The sequence below is a fragment of the Rhodococcus sp. NPDC059179 genome (genome assembly GCF_042754885.1).
In the GTDB taxonomy this organism is placed as follows: domain Bacteria; phylum Actinomycetota; class Actinomycetes; order Mycobacteriales; family Mycobacteriaceae; genus Rhodococcus_G.
In genome coordinates this window covers 18,374-31,891 of sequence record NZ_JBHZBV010000016.1, presented here as the reverse complement: position 1 = coordinate 31,891, position 13,518 = coordinate 18,374, and the positions used below count along the sequence as shown (strand labels likewise).

The 13,518-nt window shown below is 63.8% G+C and carries 16 protein-coding genes; 3 read left to right on the top strand and 13 right to left on the bottom strand.

Annotation, left to right across the window (positions count from 1 at the left end):
* The first annotated feature begins 242 nt into the window (after positions 1-242).
* Positions 243-1,307: a pentapeptide repeat-containing protein gene (locus tag ACFXMV_RS21570; RefSeq protein ID WP_378503568.1), complete on the top strand. Its 1,065-nt coding sequence runs from the start codon at positions 243-245 to the stop codon at positions 1,305-1,307.
* Positions 1,308-2,100: 793 nt separating this feature from the next.
* Here ACFXMV_RS21570 and ACFXMV_RS21565 read toward each other — a convergent pair.
* From ACFXMV_RS21565 to ACFXMV_RS21525, 9 genes are all read right to left on the bottom strand, one after another.
* Positions 2,101-2,415, bottom strand: coding sequence for a hypothetical protein (locus ACFXMV_RS21565; protein ID WP_378503567.1), 315 nt, complete (start codon positions 2,413-2,415; stop codon positions 2,101-2,103).
* 466 nt (positions 2,416-2,881) lie between these two features.
* Positions 2,882-3,466 (bottom strand): recombinase family protein, encoded by a 585-nt coding sequence (locus tag ACFXMV_RS21560; RefSeq protein ID WP_378503566.1) that lies wholly within the window; start codon positions 3,464-3,466, stop codon positions 2,882-2,884.
* A gap of 242 nt (positions 3,467-3,708) precedes the next feature.
* Entirely contained in the window at positions 3,709-4,044 is a 336-nt protein-coding gene (locus ACFXMV_RS21555; protein ID WP_378503565.1) for a hypothetical protein, read from the bottom strand.
* Positions 4,045-4,331: 287 nt separating this feature from the next.
* A complete protein-coding gene (locus ACFXMV_RS21550; RefSeq protein ID WP_378503564.1) occupies positions 4,332-5,144 on the bottom strand; it encodes a GIY-YIG nuclease family protein in 813 nt (270 codons plus the stop codon).
* Between the two features lie 599 nt (positions 5,145-5,743).
* Positions 5,744-6,325, bottom strand: coding sequence for a hypothetical protein (locus ACFXMV_RS21545; RefSeq protein ID WP_378503563.1), 582 nt, complete (start codon positions 6,323-6,325; stop codon positions 5,744-5,746).
* Between the two features lie 105 nt (positions 6,326-6,430).
* Positions 6,431-6,895, bottom strand: a complete 465-nt coding sequence (locus tag ACFXMV_RS21540; protein ID WP_378503562.1) for a hypothetical protein — start codon at positions 6,893-6,895, stop codon at positions 6,431-6,433.
* Positions 6,896-6,971: 76 nt separating this feature from the next.
* On the bottom strand, positions 6,972-7,649 hold the full coding sequence (locus tag ACFXMV_RS21535) for a thermonuclease family protein (RefSeq protein ID WP_378503561.1): 678 nt from the start codon (positions 7,647-7,649) through the stop codon (positions 6,972-6,974).
* Between the two features lie 239 nt (positions 7,650-7,888).
* Positions 7,889-8,464: a restriction endonuclease gene (locus ACFXMV_RS21530; protein WP_378503560.1), complete on the bottom strand. Its 576-nt coding sequence runs from the start codon at positions 8,462-8,464 to the stop codon at positions 7,889-7,891.
* Positions 8,465-8,824: 360 nt separating this feature from the next.
* Positions 8,825-9,271, bottom strand: coding sequence for a hypothetical protein (locus tag ACFXMV_RS21525; protein WP_378503559.1), 447 nt, complete (start codon positions 9,269-9,271; stop codon positions 8,825-8,827).
* 367 nt (positions 9,272-9,638) lie between these two features.
* Between ACFXMV_RS21525 and ACFXMV_RS21520 the strand changes: the two genes are divergently transcribed.
* Both ACFXMV_RS21520 and ACFXMV_RS21515 read left to right on the top strand, forming a co-directional pair.
* Complete coding sequence (locus ACFXMV_RS21520) at positions 9,639-9,908, top strand: hypothetical protein (protein WP_378503558.1); 270 nt, start codon at positions 9,639-9,641, stop codon at positions 9,906-9,908.
* Positions 9,901-10,371, top strand: a complete 471-nt coding sequence (locus ACFXMV_RS21515; RefSeq protein WP_378503557.1) for a hypothetical protein — start codon at positions 9,901-9,903, stop codon at positions 10,369-10,371. Before ACFXMV_RS21520 ends, ACFXMV_RS21515 begins: the two co-directional genes overlap by 8 nt.
* A gap of 396 nt (positions 10,372-10,767) precedes the next feature.
* Here ACFXMV_RS21515 and ACFXMV_RS21510 read toward each other — a convergent pair whose 3' ends face one another.
* The 4 genes from ACFXMV_RS21510 to ACFXMV_RS21495 all read right to left on the bottom strand — a co-directional run bounded on the left by ACFXMV_RS21510 (position 10,768) and on the right by ACFXMV_RS21495 (position 13,434).
* Complete coding sequence (locus ACFXMV_RS21510; RefSeq protein WP_378503556.1) at positions 10,768-11,253, bottom strand: hypothetical protein; 486 nt, start codon at positions 11,251-11,253, stop codon at positions 10,768-10,770.
* 358 nt (positions 11,254-11,611) lie between these two features.
* The gene (locus tag ACFXMV_RS21505; RefSeq protein WP_378503555.1) at positions 11,612-11,890 is read right to left on the bottom strand and encodes a hypothetical protein; all 279 of its coding nucleotides are present in this window, start codon (positions 11,888-11,890) and stop codon (positions 11,612-11,614) included.
* 465 nt (positions 11,891-12,355) lie between these two features.
* Positions 12,356-12,901, bottom strand: a complete 546-nt coding sequence (locus ACFXMV_RS21500) for an RNA polymerase sigma factor (protein ID WP_378503554.1) — start codon at positions 12,899-12,901, stop codon at positions 12,356-12,358.
* 137 nt (positions 12,902-13,038) lie between these two features.
* A complete protein-coding gene (locus ACFXMV_RS21495; protein ID WP_378503553.1) occupies positions 13,039-13,434 on the bottom strand; it encodes a hypothetical protein in 396 nt (131 codons plus the stop codon).
* Positions 13,435-13,518 lie beyond the last annotated feature (84 nt).

The window sequence follows — 13,518 nt, the reverse complement described above, 5'->3', positions numbered from 1 at the left end:
GCCCATGCTCCGGATCCGTCAAGGTGGCGTCATTGACCCGGGATGACAGGTGTCAAGAAGGGCTGAGGACTTCAACCTGACAGTCTTCGACGAGGTAGCTCGAATTGTGTTGCGGTCTACGCCACACTGCCCTCGCCGGATCGTGCACGGACAGCGGTCGGACAAAGGGCGCCAACCCCTGATGCGGACTTCGAGCACGTTCGACCTGGTTGCCGTACTAACATTCTGTATCGGGTGATGTTATGGCAAGTAGTGATGCCGAGTCTCATGGACCGCAGCCACCCGAGGCTGCTCAGCCGATGCGGCCGGAATCGTCGCGAACCGGCCGCGCAGTGCGTATTGTCGCCGGATTCTTTGAGTGGTCCGGCTGGCCGAAGGTCGGATCGATCGCCACTGCCATTGCCGCGGTTGCGGCCCTATGGTTCAGCGCTCAATCGCTTCGTTCGACCGAGAACCAGTACGGCCTATCCGAGCAAGGACAGATCACCGATCGGTTCAGTCGGTCGGTCGAAAGCCTGGGAAACGAAAGCATGTCGGTACGACTCGGCGGAATCTACGCCCTGGAACGGTTAGCTCGAGACTCGCCGCAGGATCAACCGACGATCATCGAAGTCTTGGGCGCGTATGTCCGAACCATGACACCGCCTGTGAACGCACCCGAGTGCGCGACACCGACAATCACCCCTACCGATAACCCCTGGCCGCACATCGCAGGCCCAATTCCACAGCCGATCGCGGAGGACGTTCAGGCAGCCGTAACCGTCATCGGACGACGAGACACGTCAAAGGACGGCCCGAATCCTCCGGATCTCAACAGGTCCTGCCTCAGCAATGTGCGCCTCCACGGTGCATTCGCGGGCGCCGATCTATCGGGATCCAAGCTGTTCTTCGCACAGCTCGACGGTGCCGACCTCTCCTGTGCATCAATGGGTGCGGCAGACCTGTCTTTCGCCAACTTCACCGGCGCGCATCTGAGATACGCGGACCTGATGCTTGCGAACCTACAGTGGGCGACCGTTCGGAATGTGGACATGAAAGGCGTCGTTCTGCTTGGCGCAACCCTAGAGAGCGCGAACCTAGGGGGCTCCGACCTAACGGGCGCAAACTTGGTCGAGGCCGACCTCACGAACACCCACCTTGAGGGCGGTACAACCCTCGGCGGGGAGGTTGACGCAGCGGCAGTCCTCCGAGATCTGAAATACACCGACGAAACCAAATGGCCTGTCGGATACGTGCCGCCGCCCAGCACCGGCTCTGAGAGTCCGGCGCTATCCACCGCCGACTGCTTGCGCACATTGAGCCGCTGAGTGGTGCCCGAGACGCCATTCATGTCCCAGTTGTTTGATTGTGAGACGGTCGCCCGCCGACGGGCAGCGGGGCTGCTTCGTCCCAGCTCACACCGTCTCATAAGTTGATCCCAAAATAGGTGGTCGAAATCCTACTACGGGAACAACTTTCGATGCACTCCCCGGTGTGGAGCTGGGATACGTCCTCAGCGACATGGGCGCATGAGAAAGCCCCTGCCTGTGCGTGAACACCAGCAGGGGCAGTGCCCAGAACTCTTACGAAGGTGAGACCCATACGAAAGGACTGAACGCTCACACCATACCTGGCGGCCTCTGGGCGACAGTAGGGGCACCTGAGACGCACGGAAGTTTGGCCTCTTCCTGGTTAAGGCGGTTTACCAGCGTAGTTGGGAGCTTGACACTCTAAGTGTCCAGAAGTTCGTATCATCACAACATGCCAACTGGACCAGCACACGATCGTATTGTTAATGAGGTCGTCAATGGACAAGTAGTCGCGCAGCAGGTGTTTCCGTGCCGGTGCATGGAGGGTGAGGACCACCTAGCCGACGGGTCGTCATGGGGGGACGAGGACGACTCCCACCCCGAGTCCAGCTTCGCTGGCGCTGAGGAAATTTGGCTTTCTAGCGGTATGGATGAGGATTATGACTTCCGATAAGGACCGCTAACCCGATTGTTGACCAGCCGAGGACATGGGCCGACATCGCAGCCCGCCGACCATCGGTCGTCGAAGTAGACCACCGGGCGACCGAACTGTTCGGGTGGTGAGGTTCCGCAACGGCTACGCCTACCGTCTCTACCAAATCGCGAGTTGTTGACTCGCCGGGCCTACGACAGAGCCGCCCCTGCGCGGACGAGGAACCTGTCGCGCGGGCGCAGTGTGGCAGAGGGCGAGGGCCGCGATCTCCGCTTTCACTCTCGCTCGCTGCTCGGCGGCAGCGCGGCCGGCGGCCGATTCGCGTGAGTCCCAGTCCTGCCGCCATTGCTGAGATCCCGCCCGAGGTGCCCCGAGCACGGCGTCGGTGGCGCGTTCGAGGAGCACGTCGAGCTTCTCCGCGATCATCTCCGCGGCGTCGACGATCGACTCCTGAGACACTCCCCTCTCGCCCATACGCGAAGTGTAGGGGCGGGCACCGACAACTAGGGGTCGCCGTAGTATCGGCGGAAAATGCAGCGTAAATGCTGGTCAGGGTAGATTTGTCGCTAGGTGATGTCAGCCTATGGTGCGCAGCGGTATTGACCACGGCCCACGGTTTCCGCCAGCAGGCTCGCGGCGAGCCTTCAAATCCGCCCAAAATTCGGCGATTACTACCGGGACCCTAGCCGTGCGCCAGCCATCTCAATCGGGCAACCCCCACCGCACACCCGCGCCGCGATCGGGCGACGGTAGGTTTCGGCAGCTAGCGCCTTACCTGCGGATTCCGGTAAGACCCGCCCGCAAAAGTGCCCGGCGAAGGGGCGTCATACGGACGCCGCGGGGTGTTCCACATCTTAGAACTGAGACGGATATGACCCACCGGGCCACCGGAGCCGATCACCACAGAGCCCGAATTTCTGTTGTCAAGGGAGAGAGGTTGTCATGCGGCTTCCTCCCTGGCTCGACGTAATGTCGCGTACATCGCGGACCGGGACAGGCCGCTGATCTCCATCAGCTGCGCCCCGCTGTAGTGGCCCGTCTCGTAGTCGGCCAGGAGCTTCTTGCGTTGCAGCGGAGTCAGTTTCGGCTGCTTCCCCTTGAGTCGTCCGGCCTTCTTCGCTTCGGCCATGCCCTCGCGAGTGCGGCTTCGGATCAAGTCGGACTCGAATTCGGCCATCAATGAGAGCAGTCCGAAGAATAGCTTGCCGGTCGGGTTCGTCGGGTCGTGGATCGAGCCGCCGATGTTCAGCAGCACTTCCTTCTTCTCGAGTTCGTCGGCGATGGCGCGGAGGTCCACCGCTGACCTTCCTAAGCGATCCAATTTTGTGACGGCCAGTTGGTCGCCAGCTCGGCACGCGGCCAACGCTTCCCGGAGTCCGGGCCGGTCCCGGTTGCGGCCGGTGTACCCCTTGTCGGTGTAGATCCGGTCCGGGTCGACGCCGAGACGTTTGAGCGCTGAGCGCTGCGCTCGCAGATCCTGCCCCGCTGTCGAGCATCTGGCATACCCCACCAAGATTCCGGTCACGAGGGAACCATAGTGCGGCATGGGCCGCCTATCCGGGATCGACATGCAGGACGGGTAAACAGAACACCGCCTGCCTGCCTCTCCCCTGCGTGAGTTCGAGTCCGGAACCGGTTTTGGGTGTGCTGGTTGAGGATCGTCATACAGGACACCCATGGGTTCCCGTAGCAAACGGCAAAGGAAGCTTGCGCGATTCTCCTGTCGCGGCGCACCGGCCCCATTCCGTCGACGGGATGGGGCCGCGCTCACGGGATGATCACGGGATGCACCGGGCCAATTTGCGTGCCACCCAACTCGAAGACGTTCTGGACCACGAAGTCGTTCCCGGGGCTGCCGGGGGCTGCGCCGACGCCCGGGTAGACCGTGATCACGCCCGGCACGTCGACCCCGCCGTTACCCCCGACGCCGACGACGCCGGGCGCGAGCTCGCCACCGTATCCTGCGACGCCTGCCTGAGAACCGCCGCCCGAGATGCCCCCGTCCACCACGACAGGAGCTGCGGCCGCCGTGCCTGCGCCCAGCGCGAGGGCGGAGCCGGCAGCGAGCGCGGCGATGGCGAAACGGATCGTGTTCTTCGACATGGGGATACCTCCGGAAGGATGCAGGATTGGGGGAGCAGTTCGTTGCTGCCACCAGTCTCCGGCATCGCGGCATCCCTGGTCATCACCCCTAGGAGGGATAATCGTCCCCCGGCGAGCGAGCTCAGCGCCCCCCCGTCGGGTGAGCTGGGGTACCGGTAGTAGTCGCCGAAGATGCAACGAGGTTGGCGGAGTCCAGCGGACTGTGACCCGTTGCGGATCAGACCAGCCACCGGCATCCCCAAACAGGACACGTCGGGCAGACTCACATCCTCGTATCCATGCGGCAGTCAGTTCCGGTTCAGCCCGTGCCGCCGCGTGTCTAGCGCAAACTTGAAATGGCTTTCCGCTTCGTCGATCTCCCGTGTTGGCGTCGCCGGGTCGAACACCCGCAGGAGCGAGAACCGGAAGCCGGCCGGGTCGATCCTTCGCAGCTCGACGTTGCCACCGTGGCCATTGGTCGCGTACGCGTTCCACCGCTGGCGGATACTCTCCGCCCCGTCGGCCTTGCCGACGTAGTGGCGACCGTCGCGGGTGTCGGTGATCAGATAGACACCCACCACCGACGACAGCGCGGTGCGCCACGATGCATAGCGGTGCTCGCGCATCACTGCTTGAAGCTGCACGTGGTCCAGCACAAGTCGGTCGAAGCCCGGGAATGGCACCGGCTGCGCGTCGGCGATTTCCTTCACCGGGTAACCGGCGGCCGTGGCGCCAGTCAGCCGCCAGGTACGCGGCGACCGCCAACCGATGACGAGCCGAGCCCGCAGATCCTCCAACTGATCCGTGACGACCAGGTCGAATGTGCGCCTCTGTCCATCGTTCTCGGTTTCGCCGCGGTTCTCCACCACCGACCAGAGGCGGGCCCGGTCGCCGCCCTCGCGGACGAAGACGATCCAGAACCGGGGCGGGACGGTGGGGAAGATCTGCGACTTGGCGGACTGCTGGCTCGTGTACCGCAAGATCTCATCGTCGGTGGAATCGGCGTGAATGCCGGACTGGCCGGTGTCCTCATGCTCACGTACGTAGGCGTGCCGGATCACCAGGGCTTCACCAGGGTCGATGCCGGCGCTGCGCAGGATCGGTTCAAGTGTCAGCGTCATCGGCGGCCCTTCACTGTCATCTACGGTGCATCACGTCGTCAGCACCATCTTCACAGGCTCGGTTCGGGCATCTCGCGGCCGCCGCTGACCCCACCGTCCCGGAGCAGAGCCAATTCCGCGTTAGTGCGATCTTGGACCGGCCAGAGTCGAACTCGATCACGTATGAATTCCCGGGATCAGGGTTGGGGCGGGAATTACTCATCCCAGCGATGTGCGCGGCGTTCGCCTCCGAGGAGAAGCAGGTCCGCAAGAAGAGGGAAGTCAATCTGGTTTGATTCGACCTCGCTCCCGCTCCGGAGATGGCTTTCATGGTCGGCCTGCCGTCCCCTGTCGCTCAGGTTCGAAATCCGGTCGCGTACGCGGCAACTGATTGGGTGCTACATGGGGACGCAACCTTAGAAGTCGGCGTCAATGCCACGAGGGCTGTCGTGGCTGGCTACGTGCTGGACGTTGACGAGAACGGCACGGCGTACGTCACGGCTCCTGAGGGCGGCCGCGTGGTAGTTGAGTGCCGTTGACTCATCCGTCAAGCAGGACACCAAGTTGGGCGCTTTCAAGCGCAATCCTCGGGGTGCCGCCCGCGTGGTGCTGCTGGACGTCTATTGCTGGCTGCTCTCGCGCTTCGGCCGGCGGATGGCGGCGGGCTTGGTCGGGAGGAGATCAGAGATAGCTAAGCGGAGGCCCTGCACGGTCTCTCGGAGGTTCTCCGAGGCGTTCGGTTCGATCTTCTTCCGCTTCCGTGGCCGCGGGCTTAATGCCGAGGTCATCACAGAAACCTGATCCATCGCGGCGTCCGCGGCATCGGCCTGCGCCTGCTCGACGGTCCCTGCGCTACCAACGGCGATCGACTGGTCGAGGTCCATCTTGGAGGTGATCGACCAGTTCCCGTCCTCGCTGACCCACAACCGTAGGTCCACTCCGCACACGTCCCGCTGGTACCCGCCAACCTCCAATGCGGTCCACTTCGCTGCGTCGGCGGCCCTCGCTTCGCGTTTTGCCTGCGCTTTCGCTGTCGCGTAGTGGTGTTTCATCTCCTCCGTCCACGACTGGTGACGCTTCCGGCGGGCCGCTTGTGCGGCGGGCATCTCCCCGACCGAGCGCGGATGGCCCGCGGCAACCGCTTCCTCCGCCTCAGGAGTCCGATCGTCGTCCGCGTTCTGTCTGGTCAACCCCGCCTCCATCTGCTTCTCCTTCGCGGTTGCGCTCGGCTCCACTCGGACCGGTCAACCGGCTGGCCATCGCCGCCGAGGAACAGGCCAGCGCCATGCCGTGCGTCGACTGTCCGCCTACAGGCCGGAGACCAACTGCTCGACCTTCTGCCCCTCTGCAGCCGAGAGCCCCTCATTGATCTGGACGAACACCAGGGCGTTCGATGATCCGTATCGGTGCGGGCCGGCGAGCGATGCAACCTCGTCGTACGCAGCGACGGTTTTGTCATAGATCTTGCTGTCCGAGAACACCAGAACTTGGCCGCTTTCGCCGGGCACCGACGGCAGCTCGAACTCGTACTTCTCATCGGCACCGATGCCGAGCCCCTCAGGCTCGGACTCTGTGCAATTCGCCCCGACACCCAGATCGACGATCATCTGGCACACCGCCGCCGCAGCGTCCAGTGAGGTCGGATCCGAGGTTGCTACAGCATCGAGCGAGGTCGGATCCGAGGTTGCCGCAGCGTCATCTGACGAGCATCCAGCGGCTCCGAACGCCGCGAGGGCCACGATGAGAGGGACCGCTCGCAATGCCTTGACCATGAGAATTCTCCTTGCAGTGTTTTAACGGTGGCTCTCGCGGTCTGCACCGCCGGGGAGGGTGGAGAACGGGGCGTGGCTACTTCGGGCGTACCTCGCACGCCTTGCCGTCGCTGTCCCCGTCGAGGGCATCGCGGTAGCCGGCGTCACCGCGGTAGAGCGGTGCTACACCGGAATCCCATGCGGCACGGCAGTTCTTGAAGTAGACGCCAGTGGGAGCCTGTGCGACCGGCGTCGGCGCAGGAGCCGGAGCGAGGGGAACGGAGTCGGTGGCACCGAAGCACGGTGCACCCCACAACCCAACACCCGCGGTGCGGGCCTGCCCCTCGGCAGCGGTGATCTCGCCGTACCGGGCGACAGGATGGTCGGCGAACACGTACGACTTCGCGGCGCCCGCACGCCCGGCTTCGACGCTGTAGTTGAACCCGTCCGGCCGCACCACGTACGCAAGAGTGCGGCCGTAATGGTCGACTACGTCCTGCGTCGGATCGCCGATGAGGTTCACGAACTGGCCCTGCAGCGAGGCACGCGCGAAGTTCGTCGCCTCCGGCCCCCAACATCCGACGGTGTGGCCGGGCTTCTTCGTCTCCGGAGTGTCGATACCGAGGACTCGGACGGTCACCTCGCCGCGGACCGCGTCGAGCACCCGGATCGTGTCGCCGTCGACGACCTCGGTGACGTACCCGGACGGGAGCGTCGGCGCAGGGTCGGCCGCCGCCACAGCAGGAACGACCAGGGTCACCAAGGGAGCGGCCACTACGGCCGCGATGCAGATCCTCTTCACACCGAGATGTCTAGCAGAAGACCCGGACACCGATCGGTACCGGTTGAACCACTGTCGGCTCACCGAATTACAGCGAAGGCGACCGGTCTGCGGCCGAACACCCGAATGCCCCTTCCGTGGCCGAGCGTTCAGAGGTCTGCCCGCTGATCGATCGCTGCCTCGTAGGGGTCACCGCATTATCGGCGGAAAAGTAGTCGATGGCGCGCGTCCTTCTAACCCTTCACTCGCTTCACAGGTGGATATGTATAGCACTCGATCCTGTGCTTCTTGGCCCAGTCCAGCGCCTTGGCTGAGTATCCCGACGCGGCGAAGAACAGGGCATTCTTGCCGGTGGACTGTGCGATCCCGTACAGGCGCTGCATCTCACCGAGTCCGACTGGCGAAGCGTGGTGCTTGACCTGGGCGATGGAGGTCATTGATTCGACGTCGATCCCGCCATCAGCGCCGGGGGGCGTCACCTTGGCGCCCCAGTGGCCGTTCTTTTTCATCCATTGGCAGGCCAGGAGTTCGGCTGCCTGCCATGTCATTCCGTGCAGCCCGTCTGTAACCGGTGTTTGGTAGAGAGCTGCAATGTCACGTGCTGCGTCCCACTCGACCTTATCGATCTCAGCCTTGAGTCGCCGAATCTCGCCCATATTCTTGCGGCGGACGCCACGCTCGGCCCCACTCTGAGTGAGGGTGGTCGTGCCGGCAATCGAGCGGAAGAACCCCGGCTGACGACGACACATGCGGCACTTGCCGCCGAGGGTCAGGTAAAGCGGGTTGCCGCAGTGCTTGCACTTCGTCATGCGCGGAGAGTAACTAAGCGAGCCGACAGGGGAAGTGGCCGACTTGAATGGTGCGGTCCTGACTCGCCCGAGAATCTCAGTGTCGGTGACGATCTCGTCTCGGATGAGAGCGGCACGAACTCAGGGTCCTTATCCCGGCCAGCCCCATTGTGACCAGCCTCCACTCCACCACGACGAGGGCGGCGGCGGGGCCGGGGCTTGGAACGACATGGAGGCTTCCCCTCAGACTGGCCGCACCTTCAATGTCCAGCGGGTGGCATGGCGTTGCGCACTCTGAATCGGAATCCGCGCATCTCTGCGATGTGTTACAGGTTCACCCACGCTGAGAACGGGAATGGTGTTCCTTGCGATGCGCGAGCGCTATCCTCCGTCCGAACCAGTCATCGGCGCCGAAACCTCTATCGGAGGGTTGTTCCATAGTCGTTCGAGCGATGAACGCGCACTGAAGAGCGCAGGATCGCGACGCATTTCATCTTCCGAAGCGATGACTGGATCATATTCACCGATCGCTACCTTGTAGGCAGCCTCTCCCGCCTTGATGCCGTCCATCTCGACACGGAATGCACAGTAAGGGCCCTGGTTCGGGTCGACATTGTCTGCCACCAGATTGCTCTTCCCGAGGATGGTTCCGTCTGCCCCGTACACGATCACGGGGTCCCCTACGGTCAGAGTGTGGTCAGCAAACTGGCATGCGGCGGTGCTAATGATCTCGTCCGAGTTGCCGTTGATGACGGCAGTCCACTGAAAACTCGAGTCGTCTGTAGATCCACTGGAGCAACCAGCGAGTGCTGACGCTGCCACCAACACGGAGAGGCTCCCGACCCACGAACCAGAACGCCGCATAATCGACCTTTCTCGCAGTAAATAGGTAGACGGTAATCGATGGTGAGTCGCCAGATCTGTGCGAACTCCCACTGCGGCCGCGCGTCTTGCTCGTTGGTGAGTCCAGTCCGTACGACGAGTACAGGTCGCTTGGTTGAGGATGGTACGCAACAGTCTGCGGCGATAGATCCGAAGGGCTCAGTGTTGACGGCTGGGCCAGGACCAGTCGCGGGGAACCGACTGTGCAAGGTTTGGTTCGCAATCGTCAATCAGGAGATGCCAGCTATCGGAAATCGGTCTCCTACAGTCGTCGCACACGTTCAAGGAGGTGCAGATATCCGTAGTGATTTCGGTGGTGCTCATCTCGACCATCCTGCTGGTGGTCGTCCCGATGGTGGCTGGCCTGACCGCGGTGGCCGCGCGTACACCGGAGCGCCGAGCTGGCGCCTTCCGCGTTTGGGAGTCGGCCGCGCGAGTGCTGGAAACGTTCTTCACGCCGTGGAGCCATCGCGGTCACGGCTCCCGCAGGTCGCGCCGCGCCGCCAGGGAAATGAGGCCGATGTTCCAGAGATCACCGTTTCCGGTCGACACGATCTCGATGCGATGCTTCGTGCGTGAGTGATCGACAAACACGTATGGGCCGAGTTCCCATCGGCCGGCCGATCCCAGTCAAGTTCACCGCGGAGTCTGCGCAGCAGCTCCGAGAGGTCGGGTCGTCGCTGGGCCAACGCCGGACGGGTGCGGTGGTGCGGGTTGCCATCCGCGCACTCTTGCGTGATCCCGGGATCGTGACTCCGGAGATGCTGTCCGAGAGGTCGGCACGGACGGCGCGCTTGATCGAGACCAGCTTGAACTTTCACATGGAAGACGAGCTCCGCGATTCGCTCGATCTCCTTGCCGTGCAGGTGGGAACCAGTCGAGCTGAGCTGGTGCGCATTGCCGTCGACCTGCTGCTTCTGCGGATCGCATCGGACCGGCTGCACGGGCGCCCGGCGATCGACGACGAGGTCACTGCCGAAATCTATCGAGGTGAAGCCAACCGAGATGTACTGATTGCCCGTCGAGCCCGGCAGCGCGGCCGATAGGCGTGAGCTTCGATGGCCGGACACTCCCCCACTTCCTCGACCACGGTTCTGTTGATCAACCAGCGCCAGCGAGATAGCCGGCACGCTTCATCCCTGGAGCCGTGGCCGTGGCCGTGGCCGTGAGACTTTTCAGGACCTGCGGCCACCACCGTGAGAGTCAGTCGGCCGCAGGAGCAGGCCGGGCCATCTGGGAACGTCATCGGTTGGTCCGGCCACCCGCTTTGGATACGAATGTGCCCCGGCATCCGGGGGGGATTGCCGGGGCACATGGAGCGTGCAGGCCTCCGTAGAGAGCATGCACGGGGCTGGTGTCCGGGGGAGGTCACCAGCGCGGTCAGTCTAACGGTCGGGCTGGCGACTCTTCGAATCCTGGTCGGCTTGTGCCCCTCTCGTGGGTCAGCCGAGGTCGAGGCTGCTGTCCTGGTGGTGGACCTCGGTGGTGTCGTAGCTTCCGTCCATGCTGTTGTCGCTGTATGCGTCGAGGCCGGACTCGGCGACGATCTCGAGTTCGGGGATCCCGCCGTAACCCGGGCTGAGGCTCACGCCGATCCCTCCGCCTGCCTCGATGCCGGCGTCTGCCGAGATGATGCCATCGACGGATTCCATTGACACGTCGGTCGTTCCGGTGTCGCTATTCGTGGCGATGTCGACGGAGTCATAGCTGCCGTATGCGTCGAACCCGCCGTCCGCGGCGATGCCGCCCTCGACCACAGCGCTGATGCCGCCGGTCGGGTCGAGGGAGATCTCGACTCCCGAGTTGGCCTGGATGCCGCCGTAAGTCGAGATTCCGGCGTCGAGCGATTGCGACGACACGGTCGTGGTGCCCGGCTGCTCGAGGAGGTCGCTCAGGTCGATGCCCAGCGGGTCGATCGGGGTGTTCATCGCGTGACGGTCCTTTCGTAGGGTGGCAAGTCGTTCTCGCCGGGTTACTGATAGTTGGATGCGGCAAGGCCTAGAAAAGGTTCCCGGCAATCTCGACTTCGTCTGACTCCGTGATGAACTGGCCGTGGGCCACACCCAGGGTCGCTGGTCGCGGCGCACCGTACCGATGCGCCGCGACACCCTGACCGCTCGACCGGCACGTAGCCGTCGACGACACCCGACAGTCCGGTCAGAGCTTCGCGAGATCGTCCCCGCGTGGGGCCGACCTGGAACCGGGCACCCGACACGCCGCTGGTCAATCATGCGATTCCGCTGATCAGCGGCGGTTAGCGTCGACACATGGGAGGCCTTCGAAGCGTCAGTTCGACGCGAGATTCTTGACGACGCTGTAACGTCCGTCGCTCAGCTTCTCGCACCTGTAGGTCCAGAACCCCGCGGTCATGGGAACGTCGTCAGGGTTCGCGTAGGTGGGTGTGACCGACGGCGGGTACTTGAAGCCCACCAGGACCGCTTCGCACGCAGCCTTGGACGCGGGGGGCGTCAGAAATACGGCGTTGGCGACCCCGGCGCCAACGAGGGCGATACCTGCGGCCGCAGTAGCGGTGATCGCGACCTGGAAGATGCGCTTGGTGTTCATGCTAGGTGTCCTTTCAGACGATCGGTGTTTGAGCCGGGTTCGGATCGAATCGACACCTCGCGGGGTTCCGCCTTGGGGCAGCTAAGCCCGACAGTTTGCGCTGCGTCCCCCGCGGAACAGACGGAAGAGAACTGTTCGTTGGTGTCATAGAGTTTGATTCACGCTGGGGCACAAAGGTTCCCGCATCGAGGGAGAAAGATTGAAACTGCTTCCCACGCAGGTGTAGGGCGATGTGGCTGGACGCGGCGTCGACGAGGCCGGAGAGATCAGCCAACGCCGACGCCGCGTTAGGACGAGTCCAGAGTTGTGCAGCGGTGCGCTCGCACGCACGACGGCGGCCACGGGAATACGTAGGCGAGACAGCGCTGCTCATGCCTATGGGAGCCAAGCACGGTGATGTTCGCGAAGGCGGCGCCGTCGCCGCCGTGATGACGGCCCTGCGACATCGCGGTAAATCTCGGTCGATCAGTCGTGTGCGAGAGGTGCGAGGGTGTGCGCGAGTTGTTTGCGGGCCCGGTGGATTCGGGTTTTCACGGTGGCGACGCTGACCTGCTGGTGTTCGGCGATGTCCGCGTACGGGAGATCGCCGAACTCGGAGAGGACGATCGCGACGCGGAAGTCTTCCGGGAGCTGGCTGAGCGCGTATTGGACGGCGTCGACGACGGCGAGGCGATCGTCGAAGGCGGCGGTGTCGTCGACGAGGTCGATTGTGTTGCCGTCCTCGTCTGGGTCGTCGAGGGTATCGGTTGGTTTGCGGCGGCGCACGAGTGTGAGGGCGGCGTTGGCTGCAATGCGGTGTAGCCAGGTGCTGAAGCGGGCGTCGCCGCGAAACTTCGGCAGGTTTTGCCAGGCCGCGGTCAGGGTGTCTTGGAGTGCGTCTTCGGCGTCGTGGGTGTTGCCGGTGATCTGCAGGCACACGTGCCATGCGTTGGTGCGGTAGCGGCCGACGAGTTCGGCGAAGGCGTGCTGGTCACCGTTACGGCAGGCCGCCACCAGTTCCACATCGTCCATCTACTTCCCCCCGGCATTTCTTGCGGATCCCCCTGTCCGCCGCGGGGAATGCTACCTGGCATCACTGCGGCATCCTTCAGTGACCATTCCGCCAAGTCGGTTTCTGCCCCGGTGGAATGGTCTGAGCGCCGGCCGGTTCAGTACAGGTCGCCGCCCAGGTCCAGCCCGCCGTCGCTGTCGAAGTCGCCGTCGTCGACGGTGGGCTCGAACGCGCCGGTCTCGAGGTCGTCGGCTCCGAGGTCGGGGGCCGCATCGCCAGCGCTGCCGACCGCGAAGTCGTCGTCGGTGTCGAGAGGGCCCGACAGGTCGTCCGGGCTGTCGAGGAGCACGTCGTCGGCATCGTCGTAGAGGATGATCTCGTCGTCCTCGGGAACGACCGGGTCATCGTCCATTTCTGGCACGAGATCGGGGTCGACTGCCGCGGTGGTCGGGTCGAGCGCGGTCGACAGGGCACGCTCCCACACGTCGTCAGGCAGTGCGGGCATCGTGCCCATCACCCCCAATTCCGCGAAGAGGGGCTCGTCGTGGTCCATCACGCACCTCGTTGTTTCTCGTGTGTCAGCCGCTGGAGTGCCATGGCGGCTGTAGTGACCATTTTGCCTGTTCTCGCCGCTGCG

Bases quoted from the DNA above. Each gene is read 5' to 3' on its own strand.
- ACFXMV_RS21570 (WP_378503568.1), top strand. From the start codon at position 243: ATGGCAAGTAGTGATGCCGAGTCTCATGGACCGCAGCCACCCGAGGCT.
- ACFXMV_RS21555 (WP_378503565.1), bottom strand. From the start codon at position 4,044: ATGTCGAAGAACACGATCCGTTTCGCCATCGCCGCGCTCGCTGCCGGC.
- ACFXMV_RS21550 (WP_378503564.1), bottom strand. From the start codon at position 5,144: ATGACGCTGACACTTGAACCGATCCTGCGCAGCGCCGGCATCGACCCT.
- ACFXMV_RS21565 (WP_378503567.1), bottom strand. From the start codon at position 2,415: ATGGGCGAGAGGGGAGTGTCTCAGGAGTCGATCGTCGACGCCGCGGAG.
- ACFXMV_RS21510 (WP_378503556.1), bottom strand. From the start codon at position 11,253: ATGAACACCCCGATCGACCCGCTGGGCATCGACCTGAGCGACCTCCTC.
- ACFXMV_RS21530 (WP_378503560.1), bottom strand. From the start codon at position 8,464: ATGACGAAGTGCAAGCACTGCGGCAACCCGCTTTACCTGACCCTCGGC.
- ACFXMV_RS21505 (WP_378503555.1), bottom strand. From the start codon at position 11,890: ATGAACACCAAGCGCATCTTCCAGGTCGCGATCACCGCTACTGCGGCC.
- ACFXMV_RS21495 (WP_378503553.1), bottom strand. From the start codon at position 13,434: ATGGACCACGACGAGCCCCTCTTCGCGGAATTGGGGGTGATGGGCACG.
- ACFXMV_RS21545 (WP_378503563.1), bottom strand. From the start codon at position 6,325: ATGGAGGCGGGGTTGACCAGACAGAACGCGGACGACGATCGGACTCCT.
- ACFXMV_RS21540 (WP_378503562.1), bottom strand. From the start codon at position 6,895: ATGGTCAAGGCATTGCGAGCGGTCCCTCTCATCGTGGCCCTCGCGGCG.
- ACFXMV_RS21500 (WP_378503554.1), bottom strand. From the start codon at position 12,901: ATGGACGATGTGGAACTGGTGGCGGCCTGCCGTAACGGTGACCAGCAC.